This window comes from Roseospira visakhapatnamensis (assembly GCF_014197915.1).
Lineage (GTDB): Bacteria > Pseudomonadota > Alphaproteobacteria > Rhodospirillales > Rhodospirillaceae > Rhodospira > Rhodospira visakhapatnamensis.
In genome coordinates, this window is the sequence record NZ_JACIGK010000005.1 from 103,880 (window position 1) to 120,225 (window position 16,346).

General features: G+C 70.8%; 16 protein-coding genes. 5 read left to right on the forward strand and 11 right to left on the reverse strand.

Annotation, left to right across the window (positions count from 1 at the left end; all coding sequences use genetic code 11):
• Nucleotides 1–18: 18 nt before the first annotated feature.
• Nucleotides 19–819, reverse strand: a complete 801-nt coding sequence (locus tag GGD89_RS04750; protein ID WP_184042965.1) for a cytochrome C assembly family protein — start codon at nt 817–819, stop codon at nt 19–21.
• Between the two features lie 200 nt (nt 820–1,019).
• Between GGD89_RS04750 and GGD89_RS04755 the strand changes: the two genes are divergently transcribed.
• On the forward strand, nt 1,020–2,201 hold the full coding sequence (locus GGD89_RS04755; protein WP_184042966.1) for a bifunctional 2-C-methyl-D-erythritol 4-phosphate cytidylyltransferase/2-C-methyl-D-erythritol 2,4-cyclodiphosphate synthase: 1,182 nt from the start codon (nt 1,020–1,022) through the stop codon (nt 2,199–2,201).
• A 32-nt stretch (nt 2,202–2,233) separates the two neighbouring features.
• On the opposite strand, the gene GGD89_RS04760 is transcribed toward GGD89_RS04755, so the two are convergent.
• Both GGD89_RS04760 and GGD89_RS04765 read right to left on the reverse strand, forming a co-directional pair.
• Entirely contained in the window at nt 2,234–2,734 is a 501-nt protein-coding gene (locus GGD89_RS04760) for a chemotaxis protein CheW (RefSeq protein WP_184042967.1), read from the reverse strand.
• A gap of 172 nt (nt 2,735–2,906) precedes the next feature.
• On the reverse strand, nt 2,907–4,427 hold the full coding sequence (locus tag GGD89_RS04765) for a malonate--CoA ligase (protein WP_184042968.1): 1,521 nt from the start codon (nt 4,425–4,427) through the stop codon (nt 2,907–2,909).
• 172 nt (nt 4,428–4,599) lie between these two features.
• On the opposite strand from GGD89_RS04765, the gene dgcN reads away from it, so the two are divergent.
• The 4 genes from dgcN (at nt 4,600) to GGD89_RS04785 (ending at nt 8,567) form a co-directional block, all read left to right on the forward strand.
• Nucleotides 4,600–5,607, forward strand: a complete 1,008-nt coding sequence (dgcN, locus tag GGD89_RS04770; protein WP_184042969.1) for an N-acetyltransferase DgcN — start codon at nt 4,600–4,602, stop codon at nt 5,605–5,607.
• Nucleotides 5,600–6,601: an N-acetyl-D-Glu racemase DgcA gene (gene dgcA, locus GGD89_RS04775; protein ID WP_184042970.1), complete on the forward strand. Its 1,002-nt coding sequence runs from the start codon at nt 5,600–5,602 to the stop codon at nt 6,599–6,601. The genes dgcN and dgcA overlap by 8 nt, the downstream gene beginning before the upstream one ends.
• Nucleotides 6,602–6,650: 49 nt before the next feature.
• Entirely contained in the window at nt 6,651–7,022 is a 372-nt protein-coding gene (locus GGD89_RS04780; RefSeq protein ID WP_184042971.1) for a (2Fe-2S) ferredoxin domain-containing protein, read from the forward strand.
• A gap of 186 nt (nt 7,023–7,208) precedes the next feature.
• On the forward strand, nt 7,209–8,567 hold the full coding sequence (locus GGD89_RS04785; protein WP_184042972.1) for a putative metalloprotease CJM1_0395 family protein: 1,359 nt from the start codon (nt 7,209–7,211) through the stop codon (nt 8,565–8,567).
• On the opposite strand, the gene GGD89_RS04790 is transcribed toward GGD89_RS04785, so the two are convergent.
• The 8 genes from GGD89_RS04790 to GGD89_RS04825 all read right to left on the reverse strand — a co-directional run bounded on the left by GGD89_RS04790 (nt 8,551) and on the right by GGD89_RS04825 (nt 15,968).
• Complete coding sequence (locus GGD89_RS04790; RefSeq protein ID WP_184042973.1) at nt 8,551–9,357, reverse strand: MSCRAMM family adhesin; 807 nt, start codon at nt 9,355–9,357, stop codon at nt 8,551–8,553. The two genes, GGD89_RS04785 and GGD89_RS04790, sit on opposite strands and share 17 nt — an antisense overlap.
• 87 nt (nt 9,358–9,444) lie before the next feature.
• Nucleotides 9,445–9,861, reverse strand: coding sequence for a HesB/IscA family protein (locus tag GGD89_RS04795; RefSeq protein WP_184042974.1), 417 nt, complete (start codon nt 9,859–9,861; stop codon nt 9,445–9,447).
• A 163-nt stretch (nt 9,862–10,024) separates the two neighbouring features.
• A complete protein-coding gene (locus GGD89_RS04800) occupies nt 10,025–10,423 on the reverse strand; it encodes an iron-sulfur cluster assembly protein (protein WP_184042975.1) in 399 nt (132 codons plus the stop codon).
• Between the two features lie 48 nt (nt 10,424–10,471).
• Nucleotides 10,472–11,731, reverse strand: a complete 1,260-nt coding sequence (locus GGD89_RS04805; protein ID WP_184042976.1) for a cysteine desulfurase — start codon at nt 11,729–11,731, stop codon at nt 10,472–10,474.
• A gap of 18 nt (nt 11,732–11,749) precedes the next feature.
• On the reverse strand, nt 11,750–13,066 hold the full coding sequence (sufD, locus tag GGD89_RS04810) for a Fe-S cluster assembly protein SufD (RefSeq protein WP_184042977.1): 1,317 nt from the start codon (nt 13,064–13,066) through the stop codon (nt 11,750–11,752).
• Nucleotides 13,067–13,086: 20 nt separating this feature from the next.
• On the reverse strand, nt 13,087–13,848 hold the full coding sequence (gene sufC / locus GGD89_RS04815) for a Fe-S cluster assembly ATPase SufC (RefSeq protein ID WP_184042978.1): 762 nt from the start codon (nt 13,846–13,848) through the stop codon (nt 13,087–13,089).
• Nucleotides 13,849–13,928: 80 nt separating this feature from the next.
• A complete protein-coding gene (sufB, locus tag GGD89_RS04820; RefSeq protein WP_221238328.1) occupies nt 13,929–15,383 on the reverse strand; it encodes a Fe-S cluster assembly protein SufB in 1,455 nt (484 codons plus the stop codon).
• Nucleotides 15,384–15,473: 90 nt separating this feature from the next.
• On the reverse strand, nt 15,474–15,968 hold the full coding sequence (locus GGD89_RS04825) for an SUF system Fe-S cluster assembly regulator (protein ID WP_184042979.1): 495 nt from the start codon (nt 15,966–15,968) through the stop codon (nt 15,474–15,476).
• Nucleotides 15,969–16,346: the final 378 nt, after the last annotated feature.

The following is a 16,346-nucleotide window of genomic DNA, read 5'->3' on the forward strand; positions in this document are numbered from 1 at the left end:
TCGGCCCATCCCCTGGCGCTACACCATCCCGTCGCCAATGAGCTTGATCCCCGGAAACGCCAGGGTCAGCAGCAGGTAGGCCAGCAGCATGGTGCGCGCGGCCAGCCGCCCCCGCACGCCAAGCCAGCGGTGCGCCGCCAGCAGCCCGCCGATGATCGCGAAGGCCATGAGCGACAGTGCCGTCTTGTGGTCCAGCACCAGCGGCACGCCGGTCTGCACGGTTTCCAGCACCATGCCGCTGATCAGGCCGAGGCCGAGCACGGCCTCGCTGATCGCCAGCAGCCCCACCGACAGCCGCTCGGACTCGGCCACCGAGGGCAGCAGCCGGCTCAGCCGTGTGGGCCGCTTGCGTTTCAGGGCGCGTTCCTGGAGGAAGGCCCCCAGCGCCGCCACCGCCGCCACGGTCAACAGCCCGTAGGTGACGACCGACACCAGGATATGGAACACCAGCCAGGCCGGCGGCATGACCCCGCGCAGCGCCATGACCGGGTTATCCTCCCGCGCCCAGACCAGCGCCGCCAGCCCCAGCAGCGCCAGATAGGGCATGATCAGCGGCGACAGCCGCCAGGCATGGCGGTTGACCATGGTGACCAGGAAGAAGAGCAGGCTGCTCACCCCGACGATCACCCACAATGTGGCCGAGAAGCCGGTGTGCCATCCCTCCGCCAGTTGCAGGGTGACCCACGCCACCGGCCCCATGGCGGCCAGCACGGTGGCCATGCCCTGGGTCAGCGGCGAGATGAACCGCGACAGCGGCAGCACGGCCGCCGGCAGCAGGCAGGCCACGGCGACCAGATGAAACACGAGCGTATCGACCATGGCGGGACTATAGCGCGCTCCAAGCCCGCCCTCAACGTGGGGGTATCGCGTGGGGCGAGACGGCGGGCCGCAAGGACCGCCTGACGGGGCCACCGCCGGGAATTCCCCCGGGCCGCGAAATCCACTACCCTGCGCGGCCCGCGCCCCTCCAGGGGGCCGGCGGACGACACAGGCCACAACGACAGGACCATGGGCGAACGATGACCGGCGAGATCAGGGAACGGACAAGCGCGCGCCGCGTGGCGCTGGTGGTGGCGGCCGGACGCGGCCATCGAGTCGGCGGCCAGATCCCCAAGCAGTACCTCTCCCTGGGCGGACGCCCCATCCTGCGGCACGCGCTGGCCACCCTGGCCGCGCATCCGGACGTGGACGCCGTGCGCGTGGTCATCCACCCGGACGACCGGCCGCTGTACGATCAGGCGGCGACCGGGCTCGATCTTCTGGAGCCGGCGCCGGGCGGCGCGGAGCGTCAGGACTCGGTGCGCCTGGGGCTGGAAAGCCTGGCCTCCCTGGCGCCCGAGCACGTGCTGATTCACGACGGCGCGCGGCCGTTCCTGTCCATGGGGGTGATCGACCGGGTCATCGCCGCGCTGGACACCCACCCCGGGGCCATCCCCGCCCTGCCCCAGGCCGACACCCTGAAGCGCGACGACGGCGCCGGACTGATCGGCGGTACCGTGGAGCGCGCCGGCCTGTGGCGCGCGCAGACACCCCAGGGGTTCCACTACGCCGCCATCCTGGACGCCCACCGCGCCGCCGCCGGTCAGGCGCTGACCGACGACGCCGCCGTGCTGGAGGCCGCCGGCGGACGGGTGGCGCTGGTGGCGGGGGCCGAGGACAACGGCAAGGTCACCACCCCCGACGACCTGCGCCGGGCGGAGCGCCGCTTCCAGGGGCCGGGCGAGGTGCGCGTGGGCAACGGCTTCGACGTGCACGCCTTCGGCCCCGGCGATCACGTCATCCTGGGCGGCGTGCGCATCCCGCACACCCACGCCCTGATGGGCCACTCCGACGCCGACGTGGCGCTGCATGCCCTGGCCGACGCCATCTATGGCGCCCTGGCCGCCGGCGACATCGGCCGCCACTTCCCGCCCTCGGACGACCGCTGGAAGGGCGCGCCGTCGGACGTGTTCCTGCGCCACGCCGGAGCGCTGGTCCAGGCCCTGGGGGGGCGGCTGGTGCACCTGGATCTGACGCTGATGTGCGAGCGCCCCAAGATCGGCCCCTACCGCGCCGCCATCGCCGCCCGCGTCGCCGACATCCTGGGGCTGGACGGCGGCCGGGTGAGCGTCAAGGCCACCACCACGGAACGGCTGGGCTTCACCGGCCGGTCCGAGGGCATGGCCGCCCAGGCCACCGCCACGGTCTCCCTGCCGGGGTAAAGTCGGATTGGAAAGGGGGCCGGGCCGGCCCCTCAGGTGCCGAAGCTGAGGAAGGCGTCCACGTCCATCACCACCATCAACTCGCCGTCCAGCCGCACCACGCCCTGGGAGATGCCGCGCCAGCGCGGATCCAGGGTCGAGGGGTTGGGCTCGATGGCGTCCACGGACAGGCTGTGCACATTGCCCACCGAGTCCACCATCAGGCTGTACAATTCGTTGCCTTCCTCGACGGTGACGCACATGACCTTCTTCTGGTTCTTGGGCGGTGGCAGGCCCAGGCGCTTGCGGACGTCGATGACGGTGACGATGCGGCCGCGCAGGTTGATGGCGCCCGCGACCTCCGGCGGAGCCAGGGGAATGCGCGCGACCTTTTCGGGAATCAGGATGTCCTGCACCCGGTCCACCGCGATTCCGAACAACTGTCCGTGGACATAGACGGTCACGAACACCTGTTCGGCGGTGACATTGGCCAGCGCGCCGGACGCGCGGGTCGCGACGGCGGTGCTGGAGGAGGCGGCGGCAACCTGGTTCATGGGCATGGTCCCGGCTGGGCGGCCCCACCGGCCAAGCGCCGGCGGACGATGAAGGGAAATCCCGGGAACTGTGCGCGCGCCGGGTGCGGACTGTCAAGAATGCGGCGGCCGCGTTCCCGGCGGCCGCCCGAATAAATCCCGCGCCAAGTCCCCGCAAGTCCCCGGGTTCGCCTCAGGCGCGGAACAGATCGGCGTGGGTTTCGCGCAACTGTGCCTTCTGGACCTTCCCCATGGTATTGCGCGGCAATTCGGGCACCACGAACACCCGCTTGGGCGTCTTGTAGTTGGCCAGATGCTGGCGGCAATGGGTGACGATGGCGTCCTCGCTGGGCGGCGCGGCGGGGTCGGCGGGCACCACCACGGCCACCACGCCCTCGCCGAAGTCGGGATGCGGCACGCCGATGACGGCGCTTTCCAGCACCTCGGGACGGTCGTCGATCACGCCCTCGACCTCCTTCGGATAGACGTTGTAGCCCCCGGAAATCACCAGGTCCTTGGCCCGGCCGACGATGGACAGATAGCCGTCGTCGCCGATGCGGCCGATATCGCCGGTGCGGAACCAGCCGTCGGCCGTGAAGTCCTCGGCGGTCTTCTCGGGCAGGCGCCAGTATCCCTTCATGACGTTGGGGCCGCGCACCTGCACGCCCCCCACCTCCCGGGTCCCCAGGGGGCGGTCGCCCTCGCCGCAGACACGCACCTCGACCTGCGGAAACGGCACGCCGACCGAGCCCGGCCGGCGCTCGCCGTCGTAGGGGTTGCCGGTGAGCATGCCGGTCTCGGTCATGCCGTAGCGCTCCAGGATGGCGTGCCCGGTGCGGTCCTGGAAAGCCATGTGGGTCTCGGCCAGCAGCGGCGCCGAGCCGGCGGTGAACAGCCGCATGGACCGGCAGGCGTCGCGATCGAAGTCCTCGCCGGCCAGCAGCCGCGTGTAGAACGTGGGCACCCCCATGAAGACGGTGGCCCGGGGCAGAAGCCGCACCACGGTCTCGCGATGGAACCCGGGCAGCCAGATCATCGACGCGCCGGCCAGCAGCACGCAGTGGAAGGCAACGAACAGGCCATGGGCATGGAAGATCGGCAGCGCGTGCAGCAGCACGTCGTCGGCGGTGAAGCGCCAGCTGTCCACCAGGTCCTGACCATTGGCGGCCAGGTTGCGGTGGGTCAGCATGGCCCCCTTGGGTTTGCCGGTCGTGCCGCTGGTATACAGCATGGCCGCCAGATCGTCGGGATCGCAGTCCACCACGGGCGCGTCCGCCGGCACCGCCGCCGCCGCGTCGGCCAGGGACCCGGCGCCGTCGGCGCCCAGGGTCAGCACCATGGGATCACCGGCACGGGCGGCGATGCCCTGGACCACGGATTCGTCGGCCGGCCGGCAGATCACGGCCGCCGGCTCGGCGTTGTCCACCAGGAACGCCACCTCGTCCGCAGTGTAGGCCGTGTTCATGGGAACGAATACAAATCCCGCGCGCAGGCATGCAAGATAGAGGCACAGGGCACGCGCCGACTTGTCCACCTGCACCGCCACACGGTCGCCCTTGCGCACACCTCGATCCGTCAGCAGCCGCGCCAGCCGCGCCGCCTCGGCATCCGCCTCCGCATAGGTGACCCTGTGGCCGTCGTCGGCCTCCAGCAGGGTCTTGTTCCGGTCGGCGGGACAGCGGGACTGGAACAGGGCATACAACGCGTGCGACATCGGGAGGATCTCCGGCGAACAAGACGGGGAATGGCTGCGGTGCTGTCGGCATGACCGACCACACCTTGTATACGTGCCTCCTGTATAGCCGCCCCCTTTTCCGGACGCAAAAGGGCGCATACGTTCTGGATCAATCTGGCGAGTCCGCTCGCCCCCTCCGGAGAGCCCCCGCATGCACGTATCCCAACCCTACCTTCTGTTCCTGGGCGACGCGCCCGATGCCCTGGCGGCCAAGACGGCGCGCGGCATCCTGCACTGGCGACCCGAGGCATGCCTGGGTCAACTCAGCCTGCCCGGCTGCGCCACCACCCTCGGCCTGCGCGAGATGACAATCGCCGAGGCCGCCGAGGCCGGCGTCGCCACCCTGGTCGTGGGGGTGGCCAACCGGGGCGGCGTCATCGACGAGTCGTGGCACGGCGTGTTTGTCGAGGCCCTGGCCGCCGGCCTGGATATCGCCGCCGGCCTGCACCAGCGGCTCGCCGACATCCCCGCGCTGGCCGAGGCCGCCCGCGCCCACGGTCGCCGGCTGCATGACGTGCGCCACCCCACCGAAACCTTTGCCGTGGCCACCGGCGCGCCGCGCCCGGGCCGGCGCGTGCTGGCCGTGGGCACCGACTGCTCGGTCGGCAAGATGTACGCCATGCTGGCCATGGAGCGGGCCTTGAAGGCGCGTGGCCTGGCCGCCGATTTCCGCGCCACCGGGCAGACCGGCATCCTCATCGCCGGCGGCGGCGTCAGCGTCGATGCCGTGGTCGCCGATTTCATCTCCGGCGCCACCGAGGCTCTGTGCCCGGCCCAGGATGCCGACCACATCGACCTCGTGGAAGGCCAGGGCAGCCTGTTCCACCCCTCCTTCGCCGGCGTGTCGCTGGGGCTGCTGCATGGGGCCCAGCCGCAATCCCTGGTGCTGTGTCACGAACCCGGCCGCCCGCACCTGCGCGGCCTGCCCGGCGTTCCGGTGCCGAGCCTGGAAGACTGCATCGACCTCACCCTGCGCTGCGCCCGCCTGGTCAGCCCCGACGTCCGCTTCGTCGGCGCCGCCTTCAACACGTCCGCCCTGGACGAGGCGACCGCGCGCCAGGTGATGGACGACGCCGCCGTCCGCCTGGGCATGCCCTGCGTGGATCCGGTGCGCACCGGCGTCGAGTCCCTGGTGGACCGGTTGCTCGGCGATGGCTGATCGCGCCCCCACGCTGAGCGTCGCCGTCGAACGCTGGCCCATCGCCGGCGGCTTCACGATCTCCCGGGGCACCCGGACGGAGGCCGTGGTGGTGGTGGCATCCGTTACCCACGGCCCGCTGACCGGACGCGGGGAGTCCGTCCCCTATGCCCGCTACGGCGAGACCGTGGACGGCGTCGCCGATGCCATCCGGGGTTTGGCGGGCGACATCGCCGCCGGCCTCGACCGGGAGGGCTTGCGCGCGCGCATGCCGGCCGGCGCCGCGCGCAACGCGCTGGATGGGGCGCTCTGGGACCTGGAGGCCAAGCGTGCCGGCCGCCGCGCCTGGGAACTGGCCGGCCAGCCGGCGCCCCCCGCGCGCCTGGTCACCGCCGAGACCCTGAGCATCGCCGCGCCCTCGGTGATGGCCGAGAAGGCCCGCGCCCTGGCCGACCGGCCCATGCTGAAGATCAAGGTTGGGGCCGAGGGCGCGCTGGACCGCATCGCCGCCGTCCGCGCCGGCGCGCCGGACGCGGCCCTGATCGTGGATGCCAACGAGGCCTGGTCCCTGGACCAGTTGCGCGCCCTGCTGCCCGACCTGGCGGACCTGCGGGTGACGCTGGTGGAGCAGCCCTTGCCGGCGGGCGACGACGGCGGGCTTGCCACCCTGCCCGGCCCGCCCCCGGTGCCGCTGTGCGCCGACGAAAGCGCCCACACCGCCGCCGACCTGGACCGCCTGGCGACGCTCTACCAGGCGGTCAACATCAAACTGGACAAGGCCGGCGGCCTGACCGAGGCCCTGGACATGCTGGCCGGCGCGCGGGCGCGCAACCTGTTGGTCATGGTCGGCTGCATGGTCAGCACTTCGTTGGCCATGGCCCCGGCGACGGTCATCGCCGGCACCGCCGACGTGGTGGATCTGGACGGGCCACTCTTGTTGGGACACGACCGATCCCCATGTCTCACCTATGAGCGCGGCCACATGAGCCCACCGCCCGCCGACCTGTGGGGCTGACCGGCGGCGCGCGTCGAGACCGTGATCCCGAACCACGCAGGAACCACCCATGGACAGCGGCCAGGCCACACCCGTGACCATCGTCGTCTGCGTCAAGCGGCGCCTGGAGGGGGCGCCCTCCTGCGGCGGACGCGGATCGCGTGGCATCATCACCGCCTTGCGCGCGGACCTGGACCGCCATGGCACGTCCGCCGCTTTTCAGGAGGTTCCGTGCCTGGGGCGCTGCGCCATCGGTCCCAACCTGCGCCTCAAGGGCGGCCGCTTCTTCACCGGCATGACCGAGGCCCGAGTCGGGGAGGTCCGCGACGCCCTGATGGCCGCCCGCGCCACGCCGGCCATCCCCGCGGGCCACGACCGGACGCGGGAGTCGCCGGAGGCCGCTCCACCCCCTCACCAGGAGGCGGGCGGCAACCCGTCCTGATTGCCGAAATTTTAGACAAGTCATCATAGGTCGCCATTATATTGCGCGTCCGTACCTATTGGCCTATATTGAAAGTCAGGGAGTCGAGGGGTCGGCGTCGGGTCACGGCGGCCGGTCCCGCCAGAGGGTCTGTCGCCCATCCGGTCCACGGGGGATCGGGGCCACCATGGGGAGGAGCGCCACGCCATGCTCATCGCCCCCCTTGATGTTCAGACCACCTATGTGGTGCGGGAACGCGGTCCAGCGGGAGTCAACCCGGCTTCGTTGCGGAGCGGGCGTGACCCTGGTCAAGGTGACCTCGCCGCCGTGCGGCGGGCCGCCAGCGCGACTCTTTCTCAGACCACCGGCCGCGGCGTCGAGATCGCCGGGCGGTCGCCGTCCCTGTCCACCGGAATCATCGGCACCCTGGGCGAGATCGGCGGCGCCAGCCTGAACCGGCTCGATCCCCTGACGGGTGAGCCGATCGAGGTGGATCCCCTCACCGGCGAGCCCATGCCCGCCGACCCCCTGAGCGCGTTGTTGTCCGGTGACCAGGCCGGCGGCGGCGCCGGAACCGCGTCCGACACGGGCGACGGCGCGGGCGGCGACGGCGGAGCGACCGCCGTTGGCAGTCCCACCGACCTGACGCCCGAGGAACTGGCCGAGGTGCGGCGCCTGCAGGCCATCGACCGGCAGGTGCGCGCCCATGAGGCCGCGCACAAGGCCGCCGGGGCCGGCGTGACCGGGCCGGCCACCTTCACCTACGTGACCGGCCCGGACGGCCGCCAGTATGCGGTGGCCGGCGAGGTCGCGATCACCGTCAACGCCTCGCCCGCCAACCCGGAGCAGGCCGTCGAGCAGCTTGAGCAGGTCAAGCGCGCGGCGCTCGCGCCCGCCGATCCCTCCCCCGCCGACCGGGCGGCGGCCGCCGCCGCCGACGCGGCCCTGACGCAGGCCGAGGCCGAGGTTCGCGTTCAGAACAGGGCCGAGGCCCGCGACCAGGCCCAGCGCCGTGCCGAACGCCAAGGCGCGGAGGCCGCGGCCGGACTGACGGAGAGCCCGCCGCCGCTGTTCGGCGCGCCCGAGACCTCGGTCCTGGGCGAGATCGTGAGCGCCGGCGCCGCCCAGGCGTTCGCCACCAACCCGGTGGCCACCGCCCCGGACGGTGGGCGCCCCGGCTCCAATGGTCCCGGTTCAGGTGACCGTGGCGCCAATGGCCCAAACCCGAGTGGCGCCGATAGCGCAGGGGCCGTCGGGGGACCGACCACCGGCCGGGTGGCCCCGGCTGTTTCCGGCGATGCCGGCGCCGGCCGTGGGGACGCGGATGGGTCAGCCGGTGGGACGGTGGGGAGCACCGAGTCGCTCGGTGATGCGATTGCCAGCCTGACAGGCGGCGACGACGCACGTCGGGCCGTCGAGGACCCGGCGATCGCGGTTTCCTCCCCCTTCGCCGCCGCCGCGGCCGCCTATGGTCAGGCCGGCAGCCTGATCGGGGGAGCCCCGACACCGTTCGGCGACCCGGCCGGCGTGATCGAACCCCGCACGGTCTTCAGCCTGGTGGCATGACGACGCGCGCCGGCCATGCCGGAGCCTGGTCGGGATTGGGGTCAGGGTCGGGGTTGGAGTCAGGGTTGCTGTTGGGGGTGAGGTCGGGATCCTGGTCTTGACGCGGGCCCGGGGTTCGGCGCGCCACGATCTCCTGGTTGATGATCGCCAGCAGGTCGTCCGTGTCGGTGCCGAACCGCAGCGTGATCGGCACGTTGAACACCAGCGCGTCAGGCTCCGACAGCACGGCGGCCCGCATGGTTTCCAGGGTCGTGGTCAGGCTGCGGTGCAGGCCCATCCCGGCATCGGTGGCCACCAGCCCGGCGCGCAAGCCCCACTCCAGCACGCCGCGCTTGCGGCTTCGGGAGGACGCGACGGCCATGCGGAGCAGCAGGCGCCCGAGCCCGTCCGCGCGTGCCTGGTGATGGCTGGCGTTGCGCAGCACGAACAGCAGGTCCTTGGCGGACCAGACCTTCAGCGGCACGGTGTTGATCCACACCGGCCCGATGTCCTCCCACGGCAGCACGAGCCCCAGGTGCGCCATGTACAGGCCCTGGTCCGAAATCTCGAACACGCCGCGCCGGCCGCTCCGCGCCAGGGCGACGATCAGGATCGCGCAGCAGGTGCCGAAGAACAGCAGACCGAACAGCCCGATGAGCTGTTCCAACGCCGTGCCCTCGTTGAGCATCAGCGCACACCCCAGCAGCAGGAAGCTCCCGCCGCCCCAAAGGGCCCAATGAAACTTGGCCCCGGGGAAAAAGCGGATCGGCTGCCGCAACCCCTGGGTCCGGTACTGCTCCATGGCTGTCATGAGAGGCCCCCACCCCGTCCGTATCCGACCCGAAGTGGAGCAGACCTTTCCGGTCAAGAAAAGTCCGAAAAGACAGGGGACTTGAGCCTATACCGAGAAGCTCTCCCCGCAACCGCACCGACTGGTCTCGTTCGGATTGCGAAAGACGAAACCGCTGTGCATGCGGGTTTCCTCGTAATCCATCTCGGTGCCCAGCAGGAACATGATGGCCATCGGATCGATGAACACCTTGACGCCCTTGGTCTCCACCACGTCCTCGAAGGGACGCTGTTCCTCGACGTAGTCGACCTGGTAGCGCATGCCGGAACAGCCGGACTTCTTGACACCGATGCGCACACCGACCACCGGCCGGCCGGCCTGATCCAGCAACGCGCGCACGCGCGCGGCGGCCGCCTCGGTCACGGTCAGCGGCGGCGGCCGGGCGTCATCGGGCCTGACGGTTTCGGTCCCCGCCGCTTCGGTCCCCGTTGCGATCTCGGTGTCGGTCCCCTGCGCGTCAACCATGCTCCTGGCCTTTCCTGCAAGGCTTTGCAGACGTCTGCGAGCCCCGGCCCGCCCCCCTCCCGACCTCTCCCACGAAGGGAGGCGGGGTCCGGTCGGCCCTATCCCACGATACCGCGCGTCCGCGAAAAGCCACGCCGTTCGTCCACGGCGATCGTAGCGTCTGTCAGTACATATCCAGTTCAACCTTGGCGACCTCGGACATGTTGGCCGGTGTCCACGGCGGGTCCCAGGTCAGGGTGACGGCGACCTCGCCGACGCCGTCCACGGCGGCCACCGCCTCGGCCACCTGGCCCGGCAGTTCGCCGGCCACCGGACAGGCCGGCGCGGTCAGGGTCATGACGATGTCCCAGTCGCCGCGACCGCGCGGCTCGACCTCGTAGATCAGGCCCAGGTCGTAGATGTTGACCGGGATTTCCGGGTCGTGGACCGAGCGCAGGGCCTCGACCACGGCATCCTCGCCCACCGGCTCGGCCCCGTTGGTCAACGGGCTCCCGGCGTTGGCGGTGAAGCCCTCCTCGGGCGGCGGATCCATGGACGCGGGCATGGAGTAGGGCGGCATCATGGCGTCTGTTTCCCTTGATGACGGTTGTGTGTCTGATCCGTGCGGCCCTCAGGCCAGAATGGTCCGCGCCCGCTCCAGGGCGCCCACCAGCGCGTCCACGTCGGCGCGCGTGCTGTACAGACCGAACGAGGCGCGAATGGTACCGGTCACCCCCAGCCGCGCCATCAGCGGCTGGGCACAGTGGTGCCCGGCCCGCAGGCACAGGCCGGAGCGGTCCAGAAGGGTGGCCAGATCGTGCGGATGGGCGCCCGTCAGGCTGAAGGAGACCACCGCCGCCTTGTGGGGCGCGGTGCCATGGATCGTCAGGCCCTCCACCGACGCCAGCCGCTGCATGGCGTAGCGCAGCAGGTCGGCCTCGTGGGCGGCGATGGCCTCCATGCCGTGGCCCCGGACATAGTCGATGGCCGCCGCCAGGCCAACGGCCTCGACGATGGGCGGCGTGCCGGCCTCGAAGCGCGCCGGCGGCGGGGCGAAGGTGGTCGTCTCGAAGGTCACCGACTCGATCATGTCGCCGCCGCCCTTCCAGGGCGGCATGCTCTCCAGCAGGTCCAGGCGGCCGTACAGCACGCCGATGCCCGTGGGGCCGTACAGCTTGTGGCCGGTGAAGGCGTAGAAGTCGCAGCCGATCGCCTGGACGTCCACGGCGCCGTGCACCACCGCCTGGCTGCCGTCCAGCAGCACCCGGGCACCCACCGCATGGGCGCGGCGGGTGATCTCGGCCACCGGCAGGATGGTCCCGAGCACGTTGGAGCAATGGGCCATGGCCACCAGCTTGACCCGCTCGTCCAGCAGGCGCGCGAAGCCGGCCATGTCGAGGGTGCCGTCGTCGGTGATCGGCGCCACCCGCAGTTCGAAGCCCTTTTCGTCGCGCAACATCTGCCAGGGGACGATGTTGGCGTGATGCTCCAGTTCGGAGATCAGCACCGCGTCGCCCGGCCCCAGGTGGGTCCGCCCCCAGGTCTGGGCCACCAGGTTGATGGCGTCGGTGGCGTTGGCGGTGAAGACGATTTCGCGCGGGTCGGCGGCGTTCAGGAACCCGCGCACGGTCTCGCGCGCGGCCTCGAAGCGGCTGGTGGCCTCCTCCGACAGCCAGTAGGCCCCCCGATGCACGTTGGCGTAGCACTCGGTGTGGGCGCGCGCCATGGCGTCCAGCACCGCGCGCGGCTTCTGGGCCGAGGCGCCGGTGTCCAGGTAGACCAACGGCTTGCCGTGCATGGTCCGCGCCAGGATCGGGAAGTCCGCGCGCGCGGCCTCGGGATCGAAGACGGCGGCGGCGCGCGGCGCGGCGGTCAGGGTCGCGGTCACCATGAGTCGGGCCTCCCCATCTCAAGCCTGCCAGGTCACGGCGTGACGGCGCGCCTGCCAGGCCCGCACCGCGTCCAGGAAGGCGTCGCGCAAGGCGCCCTCGGGCACGGCCTCGACGACATCGTCCAGGAACGCCTCCACCAGCAGGGCGCGGGCGTCGGCCTCGGTGATACCCCGGGCCATCAGGTAGAACAACTGGTCGGCGTCCAGTTCGCCCACCGTGGCGCCGTGGCCGCATTTCACGTCGTCGGCGTAAATCTCCAGTTCCGGCTTGGTGTAGACCTCGGCGTCGCGGGACAGCACCAGGGCCTTGTGCAACTGCCCGCCGTCGCTGCGCTGAGCGTCGCGCCGCACCAGGGTCTTGCCCTGGAACACGCCGCGCCCGCCGGCATCGACCACGCCCTTGAACACCTGGTCCGAGGTGGTGTCGGCGACCGCGTGGTCCACGCGCAGCGTCGTGTCCACATGCTGGGCCTCGCGCACGCCGTAGGCGCCGCGCAAGCGGGTCTCCGCCCCCGCGCCCGCCAGCCGCACACACCCCTCGTGGCGCACCAGCCGCCCGCCCAGGGTCAGCGTGAAGGCGTCGTACGCGGCCTCGGCCCCCACCGTCACGGTGGTCAGGCCCAGATCGACGGCCTCGGCCCCGCCGTTGGCCAGGCTCAGGTGACGCAGCCGCGCCCGCTCCCCCACCACCATGTCGGTGACCATGTTGGTCAGGGTCGGGGCCGCGCCGGGGGCCGTCACCCGGCTTTCCACCAGCGTGGCGTCGGCGCCCGCGCCCAGCACCACCAGATGGCGGGGATGGATGTGGCGCGCGTGGTCCGGGGCCTCGGTCACCGAGATCATGTGCAGCGGCCGGTCCAGGGCCACCCCGGGCGCCACCAGCACCACCAGCCCATCGGCCATCAGCGCGGCGTTGAGCGCCCCCATGGGCGTGTCCGACAGGTCGGCGCCACGCCCCAGATACGGCGTCAGCAGGTCCGGTTCGGTCTCCAGCAGATGCGCCAGGCTGGCGACGCGCACCCCCACCGGCAGGGCGTCGGGCACGCCGACCGGCCGGCCATTGACCAGCGTGACGGTATGCGCGTCGGGCAGGTCCAGCGCGCCGCGCCCCCCCCAGTCGGACAGGCCCAGGGTGCCGTCATCGCGGACATGGTCGATTTTCCGCAAGCCCGCCAGGCTGGTGTACTTCCACGCCTCCACCCGCACCGTGGGCAGGCCCTGGCCGCGATAGACCGAGAGCCCAGCCCGGCGCAGGTCGGCGAGCCATGCCGGCTCGTTCACGCCCAGGGTCACCTCGTCGGGGGCCAGTGGGATGAGGTCCAGTGTTTCGGTCATGCCGCGTCCTCCTCCCGGGCTCACGCCGCCGCGCCGGCGAACTGGGCGTAACCGTGGGCCTCCAGGTCAAGGGCCAGCGCCTTGTCGCCGCTCTTGACGATCCGGCCGTCCACCAGCACGTGCACCACGTCGGGCACGATGTAATCCAGCAGGCGCTGGTAGTGGGTGATCACCAGCATGCCCCGGTCCGGACCGCGCAACGCGTTGACGCCATCGGCCACGACCCGCAGCGCGTCGATATCCAGGCCCGAGTCGGTCTCGTCCAGCAGGCACAGGCGCGGCTCCAGCATGGCCATCTGCAACACCTCGGCGCGCTTCTTCTCGCCGCCCGAGAAGCCCACGTTGACCGGCCGCTTCAGCATGTCCTCGACCACGCCCAGCGCCTTGGCGTTGGCCTTCATGCGCTTGAGGAACTCCAGCGCCTCGATCTCCGGTTCGCCGGCGGCCTTGCGCCGGGCGTTGATGGCCGTCTTCAGGAAGGTCGCGGTGGCCACCCCGGGGATCTCCACCGGGTACTGGAAGGCCAGGAACACACCCGCGCGGGCGCGCGCGTCGGCGTCCAGGGCCAGCAGGTCCTGGCCGTCGTAGGTCACCGATCCGCCGGTGACCACGAACCCGGGCCGGCCGGCGATCACATTGGACAGGGTGCTCTTGCCGGCACCGTTGGGGCCCATGACGGCATGGACCTCTCCGGGCCGGATGGTCAGGCTCACGCCCTTGAGGATGGGCTTGCCCCCGTCTTCCAGGGCGGCGTGCAGGTCGGTGATCTCCAGAAGGGCCATGGCTGAAATGTCCTGTCTTGATCGCGTCGGTCGTGCGGAGTTGGGGGGAGGCGTGGGAACCGGGGCCGGCCCGGCAGGGATCAGCCCACGCTGCCCTCCAGGCTGACGCCCACCAGCTTCTGGGCCTCCACGGCGAACTCCATGGGCAGGGTCTGCAGGACCTCCTTGCAGAACCCGTTGACGATCAGGGTCACCGCGTCCTCCTGCGGAATGCCGCGTTGCAGGCAATAGAACAATTGGTCGTCGCTAATGCGACTGGTCGTCGCCTCGTGTTCGACCTGGGCCGTGGGGTTGCGGGTCTCGATGTACGGCACGGTGTGGGCGCCGCAGCGATCGCCGATCAGCAGGCTGTCGCACTGGGTGTAGTTCCGCGCCCCCTCGGCCTTGGGCATCATGCGCACCAGGCCCCGGTAGGTCTGGTCGGCTCGCCCGGCGGCGATGCCCTTGGAGATGACGCGCGAGCGCGTGTTCTTGCCGATGTGGATCATCTTGGTGCCGGTGTCGGCCTGCTGGGCGTTGTTGGTGATGGCCACCGAGTAGAACTCGCCCACCGAATTGTCGCCCTGAAGGATGCAGGACGGATACTTCCAGGTGATGGCCGAGCCGGTCTCCACCTGCGTCCACATGATCTTGGAATCGCGGCCCCGGCAGGCGCCGCGCTTGGTGACGAAGTTGTAGATACCGCCCTTGCCGTTCTCGTCCCCGGGGTACCAGTTCTGGACCGTGGAGTACTTGATCTCGGCGTCGTCCATGGTCACGAGTTCGACCACGGCGGCGTGCAACTGGTTCTCGTCGCGCTGGGGCGCGGTGCAGCCTTCCAGGTAGCTCACGTAGCTGCCCTCGTCGGCGATGATCAGCGTGCGTTCGAACTGACCGGTGTTGCGCTCGTTGATGCGGAAGTAGGTGGACAGCTCCATGGGGCAGCGCAGGCCCTTGGGCACATAGACGAACGAGCCGTCGGTGAACACCGCCGAATTCAGGGTGGCGAAGAAGTTGTCCGAATACGGCACCACCGAACCCAGGTAGCGTTGCACCAACTCGGGATAGCGCTGCACGGCCTCGGAAATGGGGCAGAAGATGACCCCCATGTCCTCCAGCTTCTTCTTGTAGGTCGTGGCCACGGACACGCTGTCGAACACCGCGTCCACCGCCACGCCGGCCAGCATCTCCTGTTCGCGCAAGGGGATGCCCAGCTTCTCGTAGGTGCGCAGCAGCTCCGGATCGACCTCGTCCAGGCTCTTGGGCGCGTCCTCGGGGCTCTTGGGCGCCGCGTAGTAGTAGGCGTCCTGATAGTCGATGGGTGGATAGCCGAGCTTGGCCCAGGAGGGTTCACGCATGGTCAGCCAGTGGCGATACGCCTTCAGACGCCACTCCAGCAGCCAGTCGGGCTCGTCCTTCTTGGCCGAGATGAAGCGGACGATATCTTCGTTCAGGCCCTTGGGAGCCTTGTCGGAGTCGATGTCTGTGATGAAGCCGTACTTGTAGCGGCCCGTCGCCTCGGCGATGCGCTCCACCGTCTCCTGCGTCGCCACCATGGTCCAGTCCTCCGAATGCAGCCAGGGCCGTGTCCGGCCTGCGACAGGGCGGGTCATGCCCCACCCAGCCCGTGTCCTCGATATCAACCGTCACGCAAGCGCCGGACCAGAGTCGGCCGGCGCGGGGCGCCGGAACACCCCGCCCGGATCGGTCGCCGGCTGCGCCCTCCAGGACGCAGGGGCCGGCCGGGCCGCCATCTCGGCCAGGGTGATCCCGGTCAGGGCCTTGCGCACCGCCGTGTTGACGCGGTTCCAATGCCCGCTCATCGGGCAGAATCCCTCGCGCTCGCACGTGTCGTCGGCATCAAGCACGCAGGCCGTGAGGGCGATAGGGCCTTCCAGGGCCTCGATCATGTCGGCGACGGCGATGCTCTCGGCCGGTCGGGCCAGCACATATCCGCCGCTGGACCCCCGCGTGGAGCGCACCAGCCCGGCGCGCACCAGGGCCTTCATGACCTTGGCCACCGTGGGCACGGGAACGCCGGTATCCGCGGCGATCTGATGCGCCGCCCGGACCTGGCCCGCGCGCGCCATGTCCAACAGAAGCACCACGGCATAGTCCGTCAGCTTGTTGATGCGAAACATCCGCCCTCCCGATCGGTGGACCACTGCGTCCCCATGGACTCCCCGGCGCCCCTTCCTGGACCCGCCCCGAAACGTCCCTGGCCAAACCGTCCTTGGCCCGGCGGCGCCTCCCCGCGCGGCGGGGGGGCCTCCCGGGGGGTCCCTGAAACGGGACCAATCCGGTCCCAATTGGATAATCAGCGTCGCGGAGGATTTCAAGGGGCTGGTGCGAGGCGAGGTCCGTCGCGCGGCGTCCTCACCGGCGGCTGTGGCCGATCGGCCATGGCGCGCCGTGCACGTGTCCCGGAACCGGAGTGAGGTCAAGTTTCCATTGCCAACACCGCCAGGGGTGCGGATAAAAACGAAACGCTCGGCGCGCGGGGTTCACCCGGTTCGCCG

Coding starts and splice junctions, on each gene's coding strand:
- GGD89_RS04780 (WP_184042971.1), top strand. CDS start 6,651: ATGGACAGCGGCCAGGCCACACCCGTGACCATCGTCGTCTGCGTCAAG.
- GGD89_RS04790 (WP_184042973.1), bottom strand. CDS start 9,357: ATGACAGCCATGGAGCAGTACCGGACCCAGGGGTTGCGGCAGCCGATC.
- GGD89_RS04800 (WP_184042975.1), bottom strand. CDS start 10,423: ATGATGCCGCCCTACTCCATGCCCGCGTCCATGGATCCGCCGCCCGAG.
- GGD89_RS04805 (WP_184042976.1), bottom strand. CDS start 11,731: ATGGTGACCGCGACCCTGACCGCCGCGCCGCGCGCCGCCGCCGTCTTC.
- sufB (WP_221238328.1), bottom strand. CDS start 15,383: ATGGTGGCGACGCAGGAGACGGTGGAGCGCATCGCCGAGGCGACGGGC.
- sufD (WP_184042977.1), bottom strand. CDS start 13,066: ATGACCGAAACACTGGACCTCATCCCACTGGCCCCCGACGAGGTGACC.
- GGD89_RS04750 (WP_184042965.1), bottom strand. CDS start 819: ATGGTCGATACGCTCGTGTTTCATCTGGTCGCCGTGGCCTGCCTGCTG.
- GGD89_RS04825 (WP_184042979.1), bottom strand. CDS start 15,968: ATGTTTCGCATCAACAAGCTGACGGACTATGCCGTGGTGCTTCTGTTG.
- GGD89_RS04765 (WP_184042968.1), bottom strand. CDS start 4,427: ATGTCGCACGCGTTGTATGCCCTGTTCCAGTCCCGCTGTCCCGCCGAC.
- GGD89_RS04760 (WP_184042967.1), bottom strand. CDS start 2,734: ATGAACCAGGTTGCCGCCGCCTCCTCCAGCACCGCCGTCGCGACCCGC.
- sufC (WP_184042978.1), bottom strand. CDS start 13,848: ATGGCCCTTCTGGAGATCACCGACCTGCACGCCGCCCTGGAAGACGGG.
- GGD89_RS04795 (WP_184042974.1), bottom strand. CDS start 9,861: ATGGTTGACGCGCAGGGGACCGACACCGAGATCGCAACGGGGACCGAA.
- dgcN (WP_184042969.1), top strand. CDS start 4,600: ATGCACGTATCCCAACCCTACCTTCTGTTCCTGGGCGACGCGCCCGAT.
- dgcA (WP_184042970.1), top strand. CDS start 5,600: ATGGCTGATCGCGCCCCCACGCTGAGCGTCGCCGTCGAACGCTGGCCC.
- GGD89_RS04755 (WP_184042966.1), top strand. CDS start 1,020: ATGACCGGCGAGATCAGGGAACGGACAAGCGCGCGCCGCGTGGCGCTG.
- GGD89_RS04785 (WP_184042972.1), top strand. CDS start 7,209: ATGCTCATCGCCCCCCTTGATGTTCAGACCACCTATGTGGTGCGGGAA.